This is a genomic window from Streptomyces sp. Q6 (genome assembly GCF_036967205.1).
Classification (GTDB): Bacteria; Actinomycetota; Actinomycetes; order Streptomycetales; family Streptomycetaceae; genus Streptomyces; species Streptomyces citrinus.
Genome location: NZ_CP146022.1, coordinates 7,054,307 through 7,071,012 on the forward strand (window position 1 = coordinate 7,054,307; position 16,706 = coordinate 7,071,012).

The window sequence follows — 16,706 nt, forward strand, 5'->3', positions numbered from 1 at the left end:
CTATGCCGGCTCCTCGGTGAGCGCCTCGGCCAGCTCCGACGCCGTACGGAACACCGACGACTTCGGCAGGGCCGCCACCTTCGCGACCAACTGGTCCGGGGCGGAGCGCTCGGCCAGCGCGTCGGAGAGCGCCGCGGGTGTCCCGGGGAACGCCGTACGGCCGAGGAGCCGCCCCACTTCGAGCCGCACCGCCTCCAGGCGGCCGCGGCCGGGCAGGACGGGACCGCCGGCCACCTCCGGATCGTCGTCGGCCACCGGCTCCGGGTCGTGCCACTCCGCGGTCCGCGTGGGATGGCCGGACCGCAGGAACCCCTGGAGTTCGTGCTTCATCTCGTCGTCCCGGTGCGCGCTGAGCCGGTCGCTGCCTCGCTGCATCTGTCACTCCCATGTCGTGGAACCGGCCGACGCGTACCCGGGCGCAGCCGGCTGACACATGGCCGACACCGGCCGGTTTGTCCGGTCGGGCAGGGGAGACCCGTACCCGGCCCCCCACGCTCCACCCGCTGGGGAAGGACTGGCCATGGAGCTCCTCACGGTCCTCGTGCCGTTCGGCATGATGGGACTCGTTCTCGCGCTCGGTCGCTACGAGGAGTGGCTGCTGCCACGGCCCAAGGAGCCCGAGGTGGAGGAACCCACAGCGATCGTCCACTGACGGCCCGCTGAGACTGTGGGACGATCTCGGTGTTTGGTGCTCCGGATACGGGGCACGCGACAAACAGTGCTTCGGACAGGAGGCACGTCCGTGGGAGGGATACGTACGCGTATCCGCGGTTTCCGTCCCCGGGTGTGTCCGTTCCCACGTCGGGGCGCTGCTCCCTTCCACGGTGTCCACAGCACAGAGGCACCCATTCAGGGAGTTGCCAAGCCATGCGTACGCCCACCAGCGCACCCGTGAACCCGGCGAGGCCCAGCCGACGCCATCCGCACGACGACGCCCCGGACACCGCTGAAGCATTCGTGAAGCTGTCCGGGCTGCCCGAGGGCGCCGAGCGCGACGCACTGCGCAAAGAGATCGTCGAAGCCTGGCTTCCCATGTCCGAACGGCTGGCCGGCCGATTCCGCAACCGTGGCGAGTCCTCCGAGGACCTGCGCCAGGTCGCCGCTCTCGGCCTGGTCAAGGCGGTCGACCGTTACGACCCGTCGCTCGGCAACGCGTTCGAGAGCTATGCCGTACCGACCGTCACCGGCGAGATCAAGCGCCACTTCCGTGACCACATGTGGACGCTGCACGTGCCGCGTCGCGTCCAGGACCTGCGCAACCGGGTCCGGTTCGCACAGCACGAGCTGTCCCAGAGCATCTCGGGGCGCGCCCCGACGCTCACCGAGATCGCCGAGCACGCCGGCATGACCGAGGAGGAGGCCCGCAGCGGTCTGGAGGCACTGGAGAGCTTCTCCGCCCTCTCCCTCGACGCCGAGCTGCCCGGCAGTGAGGACGGCTACTCGCTGTCGGACGCGCTCGGCTCCGCCGACCCCGCGCTCGACATCGTCGTCGACCGCGAGGCCGTCAAGCCGCGCATCGCCGCCCTGCCCGAACGCGAGCGGCGGATCCTGTACATGCGCTTCTTCGGCGACATGACGCAGAGCCGCATCGCCGAACAGCTCGGCATCTCGCAGATGCACGTGTCCCGCCTGATCAGCCGCTGCTGCGACCGGCTGCGCGACCAGGTCCTCTCCGACGCCGCCTGACCGCACGACCGCCCAGCCGACCGGCCGCCTACCGGCGCATCGCCAGCGCGATGTGCCGTGACATCACGTCGAGCGCCTGCGCCTCCGCCATCGAGAAGGCGAGGCGGCCCGCGGACCGGAACAGGGAGAGCACTCCCTGGACCGGTTCGCCGGGCGCCGGGACCAGCGGGACGCACAGCAGCGAAGTGACGTCCGCGCGCACCAGGACCGGCGCCCCCGAGGCGTCGTCGCCCAGGGCCTGCGGGTCCTCGGGGCGCACCAGGAGCGCCGGTGAACCCCCGCGCGCCGCCTCCACGATCAACGGGGCGGCCGCGGGGTCCTGTGCGCGGATGTCCCGTACGGCCTCGTCGCCGTCGCCGAACACCGCCGTACGCTCCAGCCGCGCGGCGCCCAGGTCCCCGATCACCCAGTCCGCGAAGCGGCCGTGCAGCACTCGCGCGGCGCGCCGCAGCACCTCCGCGGGGTCACCCGCCGGCGCGCCGAGCAGTTCGCGCGTCATCACGTCCACCAGATCCATCACGGCCGCGTGCCGGGTCGTCTCCGCGAGGTCGGGGACCGGCGCGGCCGGGCGGGCCGTGCCCCGCACCCGCGCGTCGTCGTCGGCGGGGTGCAGGACGACGAGGACCGCGGTGCGTGGTTCGTTGCCCGGACGCAGTCCCGTCAGCGTCGTCCGTACGGGCGTGTGCGGGTTCTGCTGGAGGTGCACGGTCAGGCCGCGGTCCCCCTCGCCCCGGGCGACCGCCGCGACCTGGGAGCGGAACGCGCCCCGGTCCGCGTGCGCCAGGAACCCGGTGAGCGGCCGCCCGGTCGCGTAACCGGCCCGCACCCCCGTGAACGTCGTCGCCGCGAAGTTCAGCCTGCGCACCACCGACTCGCGGTCCACCAGCGCCACCGGCAGCGGAAGCCGCTGGAAGATCGCGCGCAGCAACTGCTGCTCCTGCCGGTCGGCCTGGGCCGACCGGCCCTCCGCGCCGATGTCCGCGGTGCCCAGTTGCTCGTACCACGGCCACAACGTGCCGACCACGTGGTCGAGTTCGAAGATCGCCGCGTCGAGCACCGCCGGCAGTCCGTCCGCGGGGACGGAGCGCGCCGCCTTCAGCTGGGAGACCCGACGCATGAAGTCCGCGAGTTCCTCACCGAATTCCTCCGTCTGCGCCATGCCGAGAACCTATCCCGTGCAGCGGTTTTCCGGGGCCCGCCGGGGGAAGCCGGAACAGGAAGGAGGCGTTACCCGATGCGACAGTTCGTCACAAGCGAGGAACCCGCCGACCGTTCGGACTGCTACCCCGTGGCACGCGGCCAACTTCCGCCCGAGACACCCGAATCCGGGCTCCCGGCGCGGCGGCTGTCCGAACTCGCCGAGGAGGCCGTGCGCTGCACGACCGACTGCTGCGGGGCCGTCGCCATGGCGTCCGACCGCACCGGCGAGCGCCCGTCCGCGGTCACCCACCCCGACCTCGCCGCGCTCGTCTCCGTACAACTGCGTTCCGGCGAGGGCCCGATCCCGGTCGCCGAACAGGGCGGCAGGCCCGTCGACGCCAGCGATCTGCTGCACGACCGCCGCTGGCCCGACTACCGGGCGCTGGCGCTCGACTCCGGCGTGCGCTCCAGCGTGACCATCCCCTTCCGCAGCGCCGACCTGACCGTCACCCTCAGCCTCTACAGCTTCCGCGCGGGCACCCTGGAGGACGCCCCGCGCGGCCCCGTCCGCGCCCTCGGCGACCTCGCCGCCACCTGCCTGGTGCGCGACCGCTCCTACCAGGCCGCCCTCACCGAGCTCGACCAGCTGGGCGCCGCGCTGCGCACCCGGCCCGTCGTCGACCAGGCGTGCGGCATCGTCATGCACGTACTGGCCTGCGACGCGGACGACGCGTTCACCGTGCTGCGCCGCATATCGCAGACCACCAACCGGAAGCTGGCCGACGTGGCCGCCGCCGTCGTCGAGCGCCGCGGGCGCGGCCTGGAGCGCGAGCTCACCGCCCTCACCCGCTGACCGCCGTCCACCGACCCCCGTCACCCACCCGGCGCAGTGCCGCGCCGGGTGGCTCCGCCTGTCCGGGTGCCCGCGTGGGTACGCACCCGACGACGGCACGACGCGCGCGCGGGGCGCCCTGGATGTGACGCTGGGAACCGGCGCGCGCGGTGGCAGCGCCCGAGACGGTACGGAGGCAGCATGCGGCAGTCGGACCCCACGACCCGAGATCCCCTGCGGGAAGGACGCGGCCCCGTCCGGTTCGGGCCGCCGCTGCCCGAGGCGGGCCTGCCCGTGCTGCCCGGCCTGGCCGCCGCCGTCGCCGGCGCGGCCGGCCGCCCGTACCCCGAGCCGCCCGGCGGCCCGCCCGCCCTCCTGGCGGCGGCTCGCGGCTTCTGGCAGCGCAGGGGCTGCCCGCCGATCGCGGCCGGATCGTCGCCGCCCCCGGCGCCGCGCCGCTGCTGCTCGCGCTGACGGCCGCGCTGGGCGGCGACGTCATGGTCCCGCGGCCCTGTCCCGCGTGGTGGGGCCCGCAGGCCCGCCTCCTCGGCCGCGAGGTGTTCCACGTGCCGACGCCCGCCGAGTGCGGCGGCGTCCCCGACCCGTACGCCCTCCTGGAGACCGTCCGCCGGGTCAGAGCCGAGGGCGGCGACCCCCGGCTGCTCGTCCTGTCCGTCGCCGACGACCCGACGGGGACCGTGCCGCCGCCCGAGGTGCTGCACGAGGCGGTGGAGGCCGCCGCCGGGGAGGGCCTGCACATCGTCAGCGATGAGACCTGGCGCGACACCATGCACCCCGGCGCGAGCACGGTGCTGTTCAGCCCGGCCGAGATGTTCCCCGCCCATGTCACCGTCGTGACCGATCTGACCGGCGCGTTCCTGCCGCCGTCGCTGCCCGCGGCCTGCGCCCGCTTCGCCCCGACCGCGCAGGGCGAGCACCTCGCCGACCGCGTCCTCGACGTACTGACCGCGACCGGCGCTCTGCTCTCGGCCCCGGTCGCGGCGGGAGCGGCGTACGTCCTCGACGAGGGCGACGAGGTCACCGCCCGCCGCACGGCCTCCGCCGCGCTGCACGCCGAGGCCGCCCAGGCGGTGCACCGCCGGGTGCTCGCCGCCGGCGGCTTCGCCCGGCCTCCGCGGGCCGGGCGCCATCTCTACGTCGACCTCGACCCGCTGCGCCCGCCGCTCGCCGCCCTCGGCGTCACCGACGCCCAGGATCTGGAGGACTTCCTCACCGAACGCCTCGGCATGCCCGTCCCCGGCGGCCACCGCTTCGGCGACGACCCGGCGGCGCTGCGGGCACGCCTGTCGACCGGGCCGCTGCTCGGGTCAACCCCCGACGAGCGCAGGGCGTCTCTCACCTCACCGGAGCCCCTGGAATTGCCGCATGTGGAACGGCTGTTGAGCATGGTGGGGTCGGCGTTCGACGATCTCGGCGAGTCCGGAGCGATCCGCGACGACGCGGGCCCCGTGGGCCCGGAAGGCAACGGACCGGCAGGCGAAGGATGGGAGTCCGAGCGATGACCCAAGCGTCCGATTCGACGTCGACACAGCAGCGGGATGATGCCGTCGCGTCCCTTCCCCCCCTCGTCGAGCCGCGGCCGCTCGGCGGGGGCGGCACCGTGTCCCGCCGCTGGCCCAAGTCCTTCGCGCACCGGCTGACCGCACCCCTGCCGGGCCTGCGGGCCTTCGCCCGGTTCGCGCGCGAGGGCGCGCTCAGGCCCCCGCCGAGAGCCTCGCCGACATCCCGGACCTGCCCTTCGAACCGGGCCCGCTGCCCGACGTCGACGCCCGCACCGCCGCCGTCACCTGGGCCGGGCACGCCAGCTGGGTGGTGCGCATAGGCGGCCTGACCGTCCTCACCGACCCGGTCTGGTCCCGCAAGATCCTCGGCACCCCGGCCCGGGTCACCCCGGTCGGTGTCGCCTGGAGCGCGCTGCCGCCCGTCGACGCCGTCGTCATCAGCCACAACCACTACGACCACATGGACTGGCCGACCCTCAAGCGGCTCCCGCGCGACACCCCGGTCTTCGTGCCCGCCGGACTCGGCCGCTGGTTCACCCGGCGCCGCTTCACCCGCGTCACGGAGCTCGACTGGTGGGAGGCCGCCGAGCTGCGGGGCGTCCGCTTCGACTTCGTACCGGCGCACCACTGGTCCAAGCGCAGCCTCACCGACACCTGCCGCACGCTGTGGGGCGGCTGGGTCCTCACCGACGCCGAGGGGCAGCGCATCTACTTCGCCGGGGACACCGGGTACGGCCACTGGTTCTCGGAGATCGGCCGCCGCTACCCCGGTATCGACCTCGCCCTGCTGCCGATCGGCGCGTACGACCCGCGCTGGTGGCTGCAGGACGTGCACTGCGACCCGGAGGACGCGGTGCGCGCCGCGCAGGACGTGGGCGCGCGCCTGATGGCCCCCATGCACTGGGCCACGTTCCTGCTCTCGGCCGAGCCGGTCCTCGAACCGCTCACCCGGCTGCGGGCCGCCTGGGAGCGGGCGGGGCTGCCGCGCGCCGCGCTGTGGGACCTGCCGGTCGGCGCGTCACGCGTGCTGACCGCCTGACTCCCGGCCGCCGCGCATCCTCCGCCACACCGTCGGGATCGCGCTGATCAGCAGGGTCAGCGCGATCGCCGCGACCACGCCCTCCCACGGCTCCGGGAACAGCGAGCCGCCGACGATCCCGATGACCTGGTACGTCGCCGCCCAGGCGAGGCACGCCGGAAGGTCGCCGCGGGCGAACTGGCGCAGCGGCATCTTCGCCAGCAGGCACGCCAGCATCACCGGGATCCGCCCCGCGGGCACCAGCCGCGACAGGACGAGCACCAGCACACCGTGGTCGTCGAGCTTGTCCTGCGCCTGTTCGAGCCGCTCCTTCGGCGCCCGGCCGCGGATCGCCGCCAGCCACCGCGACCCGTTCTTCGAGTGCATGCCGCGCCGCCCCAGCCAGTACAGGGCGATGTCCCCGAGGAACGCCGCGACCGACGCCGTGACGAACACGAGCACCAGCGAGTACGCGGCGGACTGGTGGAAGGCGACGACGGCGGCGGTGCTGACGAGCGCGCCCGTCGGGATGACCGGCACCAGCGCCCCGAGCGCGACGAGCACGAACAGCGTCGGATAGCCGACGGCCTGCTGCGTCGACTCGGGGGTGACCGCGGTCGCGGCGGCGAGGATCACCGGGCCACCTCCGGCCGCACGCTCTCGCCGTGCGCGAGCCGGTGCACCGTCACGTCCGGCGCCCGCAGCGCCGCCTGCCGTACGAACTCGTCGCCCGGCGTGTGGAACTCGTGCGGCCGCACCGCGTCCATGCCGATCGGCCAGTACGTGCCGTAGTGCACCGGCACCGCGCTGCGCGGCGCGATCCGGGCGAGCGCCTCGGCGGCGCGCGCCGGGTCCAGGTGGTGCGGACCGAGGTAGGGGCCCCAGCCGCCGACCGGCAGCAGCGCCACGTCCACGTCGCCCACCACGTCCGCCATGGAGTCGAAGAGCCCGGTGTCCCCGGCGAAGTACGTACGGGCCTCGCCGTTCACGAGGAAGCCGAGCGCGGGCGAGCGGTGCTGCCCCACCGGCAGCCGCCGCCCGTCGTGCTCGGCGTGCACGGCCTCTATCACGAGGTCTCCGACCTCGATCCTGGCCCCCGGCTCGACCTCCGTGATGCGCAGCGTCCGCAGCCGCCGCAGCGTCGGCACCGAACGGACCGCGCCGCGCGGCACCAGGACCCGTGTCCCCGGCGCGAGCCGCGCCAGCGACGGCACGTGCAGATGGTCCGCGTGCAGATGGGAGACGAGCACCACATCGGCGAGCGCGGCGCTCGGCGGCGGGGGAGCGCCCCGTCTGCGCCGCAGATGCGCGAGGCGCCTCGCGAAGAGCGGATCGGTCAGGACCCTGATGCCCGAGTCCTGGACCGTGCAGGTGGCATGACCCCACCAGGTGATCTCCACCGGCACGCGTGTCTCCTTACGCTCCTTCGTGCGACTCCCCCGAGCCTACGTGCAGGAGTAGGGTCGTCGCCGAAAGGCGGAGGTGAGGGGGACACCATGGGCGGACCCGGTGAAGCGGTCAGGGTGGCGGCGATCGCCAGCCTGATCCCGCTGGAGGAGCTGGACGCGGACCCGTTCCTCGTGGACTCCCGCAGCCAGCACGCGATGTGTGCCCGCTGGGCCGCCGAGCGCGGCTACGTCATCACCCGCGAACTCCTGGTGCACGCGCTCCGCCCCGACCACGAGGTGCTGTGGGCGGACGTCGACGCGGGCCTGGTCGACGTCTTCGTCGCGCCCAGCGACCGCGTCCTGCGCGCGGCGCTCCGCTCGGTCGACGTGTTCTCGGCGGAGTGCGCCCGGCGCGGGATCCCGCTGGAGACCGCGGGCCTCGCCGAACCGGCGTACGACGCGGAGATGAAGGCGCGGGTGCACCGCCGGCTGTCGATGCCGACGGCCGGCTACGACGGCTGCTGACCCGCGCGGCGCTGCGCCTCGGGACCCGGCTCCCCGATGGCCGGAGGGGCTTGGTTCGATCAGCCCAAAACGTATGAAACTCTGGCCGCCAGGAACCAGTACAGGGCGAGGGGAGCCGGAACGTGGCCGGAGGCCGGTGGCGGCGGGTGGCGAGCGCGGCATGGCGCTCGCTGACGGTCTGGGCGGCGGGCACCCTGACCATGATGATCCTGGCGGGCATCCTGCCGGACTTCCAGCTCCAGTCCGACACCGGCGACAGCATGACCCGTGTCGCGATCACCGCCGCCCTCGGCGCCGGTGCCTTCGCCCTCCTGTCGGCCCTGGTGTGGCCGCTCCTGGTCCGCGCCCTGCTCCTCGTCCCCGCCCTCGTCCTCGGCCTCGTCGTGTTCTTCCTGAACGGCGCCGTGCTCCTGATCGCCCTGCACCTCGTCCCCGACGGGCGCGGCGAGGTCAGCCCGGAGACCGCGGTGGTCGTCGCCGCCGTGATGTCGGCCGTGGCGTCGGCGACCGGCGGTGCCCTCGCGGTCCGTGACGACGACGCCTACCGCAGGCGTCTGTACCGGCTCGCCGACCGAAGACGCCGCAAGGCCGTCGGCGGCGAGGGCAGCGGCTGCCCGCCCACCCCGGGCACCGTCTTCCTCCAGCTCGACGGCGTCGGCCACGAGGTGCTGCGGCGCGCCGCCCGCGACGAGCTCATGCCCACGGTGAACTCCTGGCTGCGCGAGGGCACCCACCGCCTCACCCCGTGGCGCACCGACTGGTCGAGCCAGACCGGCGCCAGCCAGCTCGGCATCCTGCACGGCTCCAACCACGACGTCCCCGCCTTCCGCTGGTACGAGAAGGACACCGGCGAGGTGCAGGTCTCCAACCGGCCGACCAGCGCCGCCGAACTCCAGCGCCGCGCCATCGAGCACACCGGCGACGGCGGCCTGCTCACCGTCGACGGCGCGAGCCGCGGCAACCTGTTCAGCGGCGGCGCCGAGGAGGTCGCCCTCGTCCTGTCCGTCGCCGCCCGGCGCGGCAGGCAGAACCGGTCGAGGGCCGGCTACTTCGCGTACTTCTCCGACCCGGCGAACGCCGTGCGCACCGCGCTGTCCTTCTGCGCCGAGGTGGGCCGCGAGATCGGCCAGTCCACCCGCGCCCGGCTCCGCAAGCGCCGCCCGCGCGTCGGACGCGGCGGCCTCTACCCGTTCATCCGCGCCTTCGCGACCGTCGTCGAGCGGGACGTCGTCGTCGCCGCCGTCATCGGCGACATGCTCGTCGGGCGCAGCGCGGTCTACGCGGACCTCGTCGCGTACGACGAGGTGGCGCACCATTCGGGGCCGTTCAGCCGCGACGCCGAGAAGGTCCTCGAACGGCTCGACCGCTCCCTCGCGCTGCTCGTGAAGGTCGCCGAGCACGCCCCGCGCCCGTACCGCATCGTCCTCCTGTCCGACCACGGCCAGAGCCCCGGCGAGACGTTCCTCGCCCGCTACGGACTGACCCTGCAGAACCTGGTGCGGGCGGGCTGCGGACTGCCCGTGCCGCGCAAGGTGCGGCGCACCCACAGCGGCGCCGAGGCCCGCTCCGCCGTGCGCGCCGCGCTGCACCGCCCCGTCGAGGAGACCGCCCGCAAGGGCCGGATCACCGAGCCGATCGTGCTCGCCTCCGGCAACCTCGGCCTCGTCTCCTTCCCCGACGTGCCGCACCGGATGAGCAAGGAGGAGATCGACGCCCGCCACCCGGCGCTGCTCGCGACCCTCGCCAACCACCCCGGCATCGGCTTCCTCCTCGTCCGCAGCGAGGAACACGGCGCGGTCGTGCTCGCCGCGCAGGGCACCGAGGTGCCCGTCGCCGACCTGGCCGACGGGCGCGGGCCGCTCGCCGACTTCGGGCCCGGCGCCGCCGACGCCGTGCGCCGCACCGACTCCTTCCCGCACACCGCCGACATCATGGTCAACTCCTGGTACGACCCGGCGTACGGCGAGGTCCTCGCGTTCGAGGAGCAGATCGGCTCGCACGGCGGGCTCGGCGGCGCCCAGGGCCGGCCGTTCCTGCTCTCCCCGGTGGCCCTGTCGGAGCCGGTCGAGGACGGCGGCACGCTCGTCGGCGCCGAACAGGTCCACCACGTGCTGCGCCGCTGGCTGCGCGAGGGCAGCGGGCCGCAGATCCCGCTGGAGAATTCCCTGCACCAGGACCCGCCGATCGCATCATTTGCGGCAGTGCCCCCGGAAGCGCAGGACGAATCCGCCTGATTTGGTGCGGGATGCCCACGCGTCCGACCATGAAGCGCCGCCCGGCGATCCCGAGGCGGCGTCAGCACGACGAGAGGCGCACGACCCCATGCACGACTCCGGGACCGCATCGCAGACGGCTCCGGCCGGGGAAGCGGAACAGCAGGACGGCAGCAGGCACGCCCGCAAGTTCGGCCTGCCCGTCGCCACCGCCCTCGTCATCGGCAACATCGTGGGCGGCGGCATCTTCCTGCTGCCCGCCTCCGTCGCCCCGTACGGCACGATCAGCCTCGTCGCCTTCGGCGTCCTGACCGTCGGCGCCATCGCGCTCGCCCTCGTCTTCGGGCGGCTCGCGAACCGGCACCCGCAGACCGGTGGCCCGTACGTCTACGCCCGTGAGGCCTTCGGCGACTTCGCCGGGTTCCTCGCCGCGTGGAGCTACTGGATCACCACCTGGGTCAGCAACGCGGCGCTCGCCGTCGCCGCCGTCGGCTACCTCGACGTCCTGCTGCCGCTGCACGGCTCCACGTTCTGGACGATCGTCGCCGCGCTGCTCTGCCAGTGGCTGCCCGCGCTCGCCAACCTCGCCGGGACCCGGTACGTCGGCGCGGTCCAACTGGTCTCCACCGTCCTGAAGTTCGCGCCGCTGCTGCTCGTCGCGGTCGGCGGGCTCTTCTTCTTCCAGGCCGACAACCTGGGGCCGTTCCGCGCCACCGACGACTCCGCGATCGGCGCGATCTCCGCGTCCGCGGCGATCCTGCTCTTCAGCTACCTGGGCGTCGAGTCCGCGTCCGTCAGCGCCGGCGAGGTCCGCGACCCGCAGCGCAACGTCGGCCGCGCCACGGTCATCGGCACCGGGCTCGCCGCGCTCCTGTACCTGCTGTCCACGGTGTCGGTGTTCGGCACCGTCGCGCACGACCGGCTGGTGAACTCCACGGCCCCGTTCTCCGACGCCGTCAACGCCATGTTCGGCGGCACCTGGGGCGGCACGGCCGTCGCGGTCGCCGCGCTGGTCTCCATGATCGGCGCGCTCAACGGCTGGACGCTGCTCAGCGCCCAGACCCCGTACGCCGCGGCGAAGGACGGACTGTTCCCCGCGGCGTTCACCCGCAAGCGGCGCGGCATCCCGACGTTCGGCGTGATCGTCGCGGTGACGCTCGCCTCGCTCCTGACGATCTACAACTACACGGCCGGCTCGACCGGTGTCTTCGAGACCCTCGTCCTCGTCACGACCTTCACGGCGACGGTCCCGTACCTGCTTGCCACGGCCGCGCAGATCTACTTCCTGCTGTCCGGCCAGGGCGACAAGGTGCGCCCCGGCCGCCTGGCCCGCGACATGATCCTCGCCCTCGCCGCGTTCGGCTTCTCGATGTGGCTGGTCGGCGGGGCGGGATACGCGGCCGTCTACCAGGGCGTGCTGTTCCTGTTCGTCGGGGTGCTGGTGTACGCGTGGATGGCCGCGCGCAAGCGGCGCGTCGCGGCGTAACCGCCGTCCGGCCGGCCGCGCGGTTCCCCGCGCGACCGGCCCTCGTCCGCCCCCGTCCGGCCGGCGGACCGCTCAGCGGGCGATCGGTGCCACGACCCACCTGAGCTTCTTGAACATCGAGTCGCGCGAGCCCAGTTCGATCAGCTTCCGCGCCGCGGGATACGCCTCGTTGCCCTCGATCTCGTACCCGACCTCCAGCGTGCCCGGCACGTCCCTGATCTCCAGCTGCGCCTCGATGTCCGACGCCGAGTGCTCGCTGTCGGAGGCCATCGCCGTCAGATGCGCGATACGCCGCTGCTGCGCCTCGTCGAGCGCCTGGCGCGGGTCACGCGCACCCGGCGACCGCAGCGCCTGCGACCCCTTGCCGGACGGCGGCGCGACCGCCGACGACGGCGTACGGGTCTCACCGGTGGCCCGCCGCGTCGACAGCGTCGCCTGGACGACGGTGCCGTCGTTGTCGAGCGCCACCCGGAACTCGCCGCGACCCGGCGTGATCACCGGTACGCCGTCGAAGGCCTGCCGGAACGTGACGTGCGTCTGGAGCGACACGGGCTCGCCGATCTGCGAACCGTCCTTCTTGCCGCTGTTCTGCATCAGGTCGTGCACGGAGTCCACGATCAGCTCGGCGCCGTCGGTGTTCTCCGCGTGCTGCTCCGCGAACTGCCGGGCCAGCTCGACCGCGCGCTCGGTCGGCAGCCGGTCGGTGTTGCGGTGGTTGGCCTCGGCCAGCTTCACCCAGCGCACCGCCTGCGGCGCCGTCGACACGTACCGGTCGCCGGAGCTCGCGCTGAGCACGCCCTGCCGCTCGACGTGGACCTCCTGGAGCGCCGCCGACGGGAAGTGCGCCAGCCGGCCCATCCGGGCGAGCTCGTCGCTCGGGTCGCGCGGCGCGAGCTGCACGATCTGCGGCTCGGCGGGTGCCTGCGTCAGCGGGTCGCGCAGCCCCTCGCGCGCGTAGTACCAGCGCCACGCGTACCAGGCGTCGGACACGTGCTCGCGGTAGAAGTTGCGCTCCGAGTTGAGGCGGTTCTGCGCCTCGGCCTGGGTCGCTCCGGTGGCCGCGACCGACGGGGCCTGGCCGTGGTAGATGTCCCAGCTCGCGTTCAGCCACGCGTCGCAGAACGTCTGGCCCGCGCGCCACTTCTCCCAGAACTTCTTGCCGTAGTCCGGGCTGTCGATGCTCGTCGTCTCGAACCCGAAGATCATCCGGGATCCGAGGTTGGGGCCCGCCCACGTGCGGACGGGGGAGTGCCCGTCGAGGACGCGCAGTGAGTTGCACGTCGACCAGAACACGTAGTTGGCCTTCTCGTTGCCGAACGCCATCCGGTTGGAGATCGCGTCCGAGCGGTTGTCCCACGTGCCGCCGAGCGGCGCGAAGAACACCCCGTTGCCGTCCATGCCGCCGTGCCCCGAGTGGTACACCGCGACGACGGCGTCCACGCCGTACCTGTCCTGCCAGTTGTCGTACGTCTCCTCGTACGCCCACACCTGCACGCCGCTGTCCGCGAACCAGAAGTTGCGGTCGTAGAACTGCTGGAGGTACGCGAGCCAGCCGGTCGCGTCCTCGTGGGTGTGGGAGAGCGGGTTCTGGTTCACGAACTTCTGGATGCTGAACGCACCCCACCAGCCGAACGTCGAGTCGCGATCGGCCGCGCCGGGCTTGCCGGTCTCCAGCGGTGACGGACCTTGGTCCGCGTAGATCATGCGCATTGCCGAACCCCCTGCGAAACCCCGTGAGAAACCCCCGACTTGGGAGCTTTGGGGGGCCTCAAAGTGTCACCGCCGTGACGTCTTGCCCAGCGCCGATTCCGGCCATGGTGGCCGCGCCACGGGCATGTCCGGGCTTCTCTCGCGTCGCTCTGGAGCACGTGCCCGATGCCCCCACGCGCACCGGGCGCGCCCCCGAAATCCAGGTGCGGGCGCGGGCCGTGCGGTCCCACACTGTTCGGGCGGGAAGCCGCGCACCAGCGCGCCTCGCTCGAACACCTCCCTCCCTTCGTCTGGAGTCAGTACGTGCAGGCTGCCGTCACGGTCACGCCCTCCCGCATCCCGGAGCTGCTGCTGGGTCTCGCGACCGTGCGGCCGGTCTTCATCTGGGGCGCCCCCGGCATCGGGAAGTCGTCCCTGGTAAGGGCTTTCGCCGAATCGCTCGGCCTGGAGTGCGTGAGCCTGCTCGGTACCCAGCTGGCCCCGGAGGACCTCATCGGCGTCCCGCAGATCCGCGACGGGCGCTCGGTGTTCTGCCCGCCGGAGGCGATCGCCCGCGACGAGCCGTACTGCCTGTTCCTCGACGAGCTGAACGCGGCGACGCCGGACGTGCAGAAGGCGTTCTACTCGCTGATCCTGGACCGCCGGATCGGGAACTACGAGCTGCCCGAGGGGTCCATCGTCATCGGCGCGGGCAACCGCGCCACCGACAACGCGCTGGCCCGCCCCATCGCCTCGGCCCTCGTCAACCGCCTCGCGCACGTCCACCTCCGGGCCTCGCCGGCCGACTGGCTGCGGTGGGCGGCGGGCGCGGGCATCCACCCGTGGATCCAGGACCACCTCACCGACCGCCCCGACCACCTGTGGTCGAAGCCGCCGAAGACCGAGGAGCCGTTCTCCACGCCCCGCTCCTGGCACATGCTCAGCGACGCCCTGCACAGCTTCGGGCCGACCCTGGACGAGGAGACCCTGAAGGTCCTCGCGCACGGCACGCTCACCCCGGCCCACGCGGTCGCGTTCTGCGGCTACGCGAAGATCGTGCGCAGCCGGTTCGGGCTGGACGCGATCCTCAAGGGCGACGCCCGCTGGCCGCACCGGATCGAGGACCGCGACCTGCTGTACTACCTGGCCGAGTCGTTCCGCGGCCGCCTCGCCAAGGACCTGCCGGCGTCCAAGGAGCACGCCTCGCCGTCCGTCCGGCAGACCGCCTACCGCGCCAAGTCGCTGCTCGTGCAGCTCGCCGAGATCTCCGTCGAGGTCGCCCAGACGGTCATCGCCGACGACACCGACGGCAACCCGCTGCTGCCCGCCTGGTTCCTGGTCGAGGCCGCCCGCGACATGCCGCGCCTGGTGGAGGCCCGCCGATGACCCGCGCCCGCCGGACGCCGGACGAGCCGCGGCCCGACCCGGCGACGGAGGCCTATCTCGCGGGACTCGCGCTGGTGCGGGCCAACCCGGCGCTCGACGCGCTCGACGCGACGTTCTGCCGCGCCGACTGCCGGTCCGCGCCGCCGAACGGCCTGGCCCTGGTCGATTCCGACGGCCGCGTCCACGCCCACCCCACCCGCCGCGCCGAACCCGCCGAGTGGGCCTGGGCGCTGGCGCACTGCCTGCTGCACCTCGGGTTCGGCCACGTCCCGGCCGCCCGTGGCACGCGTGTGCCGCCCGACGCCTGCGACCTCGCGGCGCGCTGCGTCGTCGTGCACCGCTTCCAGCAGACGTTCCCCGTCGGCCGCCCGCCGGACGGGCTGCCGGCCACGTTCCCCGGCGGCGACGAGGAGCAGCTCGCCGCGCGCTGGCGCCGCGACGGCATCCCGCCCGCGTACGCGCACTGCGGCGCGGGCGGCACCGCCCCGACCAGGTCCTCAAGCCGTGGCTCGGCCTCACCGCGGCCCCCGACTGGCAGACCGCTTTCGCGCACGCCCTCACCCGTACCGTGTCCGCCGCCATGGACGTCGCGGGCGGCCGGCGCGACGACCTCAGGGGCGCGCGGGTGCCGCAGCGCCCGTGGGAGCGCGCCCTGAGCTGGTTCGTGTCCTCGTACCCGCTGCTCGGCGGTATCGCGGCGGGCATGACGGTCGTCGCGGACGCCGAACTGGCGCGCGCCCACGACATCGCCGTCGCCGCGGTCGCCGCCGACCTCGGCGAGATCTACGTCAACCCGCTCAAGCGCCACACCGACGAGGAGTGGCGCTTCATCCTCGGCCACGAGATGCTGCACGCCGCCCTGCGCCACGGCGACCGCCGCGGCGGTCGCGACCCGTACCTCTTCAACGTCGCCGCGGACTACGTCATCAACGGCTGGCTGCGCGAGATGCGCGTCGGTGACATGCCCGAAGGGCTGCTGTACGACCCGGAGTTGACGGGCCTGTCGGCCGAGGAGGTGTACGACCGGATCGCCGCCGACCTGCGGTCGCGGCGGCGCCTGTCGACCCTGCGCGGCAAGGGACGCGGGGACATCCTCGGCGAACCCCTCGGGCCCGTGGGGGACTTCGTGGACCTCGACGAGTTCTACCGGCGCGGCCTCCTCCAGGGCTTCGACCTGCACCAGCGGCACCACGAGCGCGGCCTGCTGCCGCTCGGGCTGATCGAGGAGATCCGCGCCCTGGCCCACCCGCCCGTGCCGTGGGACGCCCAACTGGCGCGCTGGTTCGACGAGTTCGTGCCCCGCCCCGAGCCCGTCCGCACCTACGCCCGTCCGTCCCGCCGCCAGGCCTCCACGCCGGGCATCCCGCGCGCGGGCCGCTACTTCCCGCCCGAGGAGATCGCCCGCTGCACCTTCGGCGTCGTCCTGGACACCTCCGGGTCGATGAGCCGCACCCTCCTGGGCAAGGCGCTCGGCGCGATCGCCTCGTACGCCGAGGCCCGGGACGTCCCCGCGGCGCGGGTCGTCTTCTGCGACAGCGCCCCGTACGACGCGGGGTACGTCCCGGTGACGGAGATCGCGAGCCGGGTCCGGGTGAAGGGGCGCGGCGGCACCGTCCTCCAGCCCGGCATCGACCTGCTCCGCCGGGCCGACGACTTCCCCGCGGCCGCGCCGGTCCTCGTCATCACGGACGGTGAGTGCGACGTCCTGCGGATCCCGCGCGAGCACGCCTACCTGGTTCCGGGGGGCGCCCGGTTGCCGTTCGCGGCGCGTGGGCCGGTGTTCCGGGTGCGGTGAGGGCGGATGTGGTCGGATGGTGGTC

12 protein-coding genes and 3 pseudogenes are annotated in these 16,706 nt (G+C 73.7%); 10 read left to right on the top strand and 5 right to left on the bottom strand.

Features of this window, described 5'->3' with window-relative positions:
* Entirely contained in the window at nt 1–375 is a 375-nt protein-coding gene (locus V2W30_RS32715; RefSeq protein ID WP_338702143.1) for a hypothetical protein, read from the bottom strand.
* Nucleotides 376–520: 145 nt separating this feature from the next.
* Here V2W30_RS32715 and V2W30_RS32720 point away from each other — a divergent pair, with 145 nt between their 5' ends.
* Together V2W30_RS32720 and V2W30_RS32725 are read left to right on the top strand one after the other, a co-directional pair.
* Nucleotides 521–652 (top strand): hypothetical protein, encoded by a 132-nt coding sequence (locus V2W30_RS32720; protein WP_338702145.1) that lies wholly within the window; start codon nt 521–523, stop codon nt 650–652.
* Nucleotides 653–867: 215 nt separating this feature from the next.
* Nucleotides 868–1,686: an RNA polymerase sigma factor SigF gene (locus V2W30_RS32725; protein WP_338702146.1), complete on the top strand. Its 819-nt coding sequence runs from the start codon at nt 868–870 to the stop codon at nt 1,684–1,686.
* Nucleotides 1,687–1,714: 28 nt separating this feature from the next.
* Here V2W30_RS32725 and V2W30_RS32730 read toward each other — a convergent pair whose 3' ends face one another.
* Nucleotides 1,715–2,845 carry a PAS domain-containing protein gene (locus tag V2W30_RS32730; RefSeq protein ID WP_338702148.1) on the bottom strand — a complete coding sequence of 377 codons (1,131 nt, stop codon included), beginning with the start codon at nt 2,843–2,845 and terminating at the stop codon, nt 1,715–1,717.
* Between the two features lie 75 nt (nt 2,846–2,920).
* Here V2W30_RS32730 and V2W30_RS32735 point away from each other — a divergent pair, with 75 nt between their 5' ends.
* The 3 genes and pseudogenes from V2W30_RS32735 (at nt 2,921) to V2W30_RS32745 (ending at nt 6,220) form a co-directional block, all read left to right on the top strand.
* The gene (locus tag V2W30_RS32735; protein ID WP_338702150.1) at nt 2,921–3,679 is read left to right on the top strand and encodes a GAF and ANTAR domain-containing protein; all 759 of its coding nucleotides are present in this window, start codon (nt 2,921–2,923) and stop codon (nt 3,677–3,679) included.
* A gap of 180 nt (nt 3,680–3,859) precedes the next feature.
* Nucleotides 3,860–5,181: pseudogene (locus V2W30_RS32740) on the top strand (aminotransferase class I/II-fold pyridoxal phosphate-dependent enzyme).
* Nucleotides 5,178–6,220: pseudogene (locus V2W30_RS32745) on the top strand (MBL fold metallo-hydrolase). Before V2W30_RS32740 ends, V2W30_RS32745 begins: the two co-directional pseudogenes overlap by 4 nt.
* Here the strand turns inward: V2W30_RS32745 and V2W30_RS32750 are convergent.
* A complete protein-coding gene (locus V2W30_RS32750; protein ID WP_338703848.1) occupies nt 6,200–6,832 on the bottom strand; it encodes a DedA family protein in 633 nt (210 codons plus the stop codon). The pseudogene V2W30_RS32745 and the gene V2W30_RS32750 overlap by 21 nt on opposite strands.
* On the bottom strand, nt 6,832–7,605 hold the full coding sequence (locus V2W30_RS32755; protein WP_338702151.1) for an MBL fold metallo-hydrolase: 774 nt from the start codon (nt 7,603–7,605) through the stop codon (nt 6,832–6,834). Before V2W30_RS32755 ends, V2W30_RS32750 begins: the two co-directional genes overlap by 1 nt.
* A gap of 90 nt (nt 7,606–7,695) precedes the next feature.
* Between V2W30_RS32755 and V2W30_RS32760 the strand changes: the two genes are divergently transcribed.
* From V2W30_RS32760 to V2W30_RS32770, 3 genes are all read left to right on the top strand, one after another.
* Entirely contained in the window at nt 7,696–8,112 is a 417-nt protein-coding gene (locus V2W30_RS32760; protein ID WP_338702152.1) for a hypothetical protein, read from the top strand.
* A gap of 122 nt (nt 8,113–8,234) precedes the next feature.
* Nucleotides 8,235–10,346 (top strand): alkaline phosphatase family protein, encoded by a 2,112-nt coding sequence (locus tag V2W30_RS32765; protein WP_338702153.1) that lies wholly within the window; start codon nt 8,235–8,237, stop codon nt 10,344–10,346.
* 88 nt (nt 10,347–10,434) lie between these two features.
* Nucleotides 10,435–11,811: an amino acid permease gene (locus V2W30_RS32770; protein WP_338702154.1), complete on the top strand. Its 1,377-nt coding sequence runs from the start codon at nt 10,435–10,437 to the stop codon at nt 11,809–11,811.
* Nucleotides 11,812–11,883: 72 nt separating this feature from the next.
* Here V2W30_RS32770 and V2W30_RS32775 read toward each other — a convergent pair whose 3' ends face one another.
* A complete protein-coding gene (locus V2W30_RS32775; RefSeq protein ID WP_338702155.1) occupies nt 11,884–13,521 on the bottom strand; it encodes a DUF6345 domain-containing protein in 1,638 nt (545 codons plus the stop codon).
* Nucleotides 13,522–13,824: 303 nt separating this feature from the next.
* On the opposite strand from V2W30_RS32775, the gene V2W30_RS32780 reads away from it, so the two are divergent.
* Both V2W30_RS32780 and V2W30_RS32785 read left to right on the top strand, forming a co-directional pair.
* Nucleotides 13,825–14,886: a MoxR family ATPase gene (locus V2W30_RS32780; protein ID WP_338702156.1), complete on the top strand. Its 1,062-nt coding sequence runs from the start codon at nt 13,825–13,827 to the stop codon at nt 14,884–14,886.
* Nucleotides 14,883–16,681: pseudogene (locus V2W30_RS32785) on the top strand (DUF2201 family putative metallopeptidase). The gene V2W30_RS32780 and the pseudogene V2W30_RS32785 overlap by 4 nt, the downstream one beginning before the upstream one ends.
* The last annotated feature ends 25 nt before the right edge of the window (nt 16,682–16,706 follow it).

Excerpts from the sequence above, each read along its gene's own strand:
- V2W30_RS32715 (WP_338702143.1), bottom strand. The coding sequence starts at position 375 with ATGCAGCGAGGCAGCGACCGGCTCAGCGCGCACCGGGACGACGAGATG.
- V2W30_RS32720 (WP_338702145.1), top strand. The coding sequence starts at position 521 with ATGGAGCTCCTCACGGTCCTCGTGCCGTTCGGCATGATGGGACTCGTT.
- V2W30_RS32725 (WP_338702146.1), top strand. The coding sequence starts at position 868 with ATGCGTACGCCCACCAGCGCACCCGTGAACCCGGCGAGGCCCAGCCGA.
- V2W30_RS32730 (WP_338702148.1), bottom strand. The coding sequence starts at position 2,845 with ATGGCGCAGACGGAGGAATTCGGTGAGGAACTCGCGGACTTCATGCGT.
- V2W30_RS32735 (WP_338702150.1), top strand. The coding sequence starts at position 2,921 with ATGCGACAGTTCGTCACAAGCGAGGAACCCGCCGACCGTTCGGACTGC.
- V2W30_RS32760 (WP_338702152.1), top strand. The coding sequence starts at position 7,696 with ATGGGCGGACCCGGTGAAGCGGTCAGGGTGGCGGCGATCGCCAGCCTG.
- V2W30_RS32770 (WP_338702154.1), top strand. The coding sequence starts at position 10,435 with ATGCACGACTCCGGGACCGCATCGCAGACGGCTCCGGCCGGGGAAGCG.
- V2W30_RS32775 (WP_338702155.1), bottom strand. The coding sequence starts at position 13,521 with ATGCGCATGATCTACGCGGACCAAGGTCCGTCACCGCTGGAGACCGGC.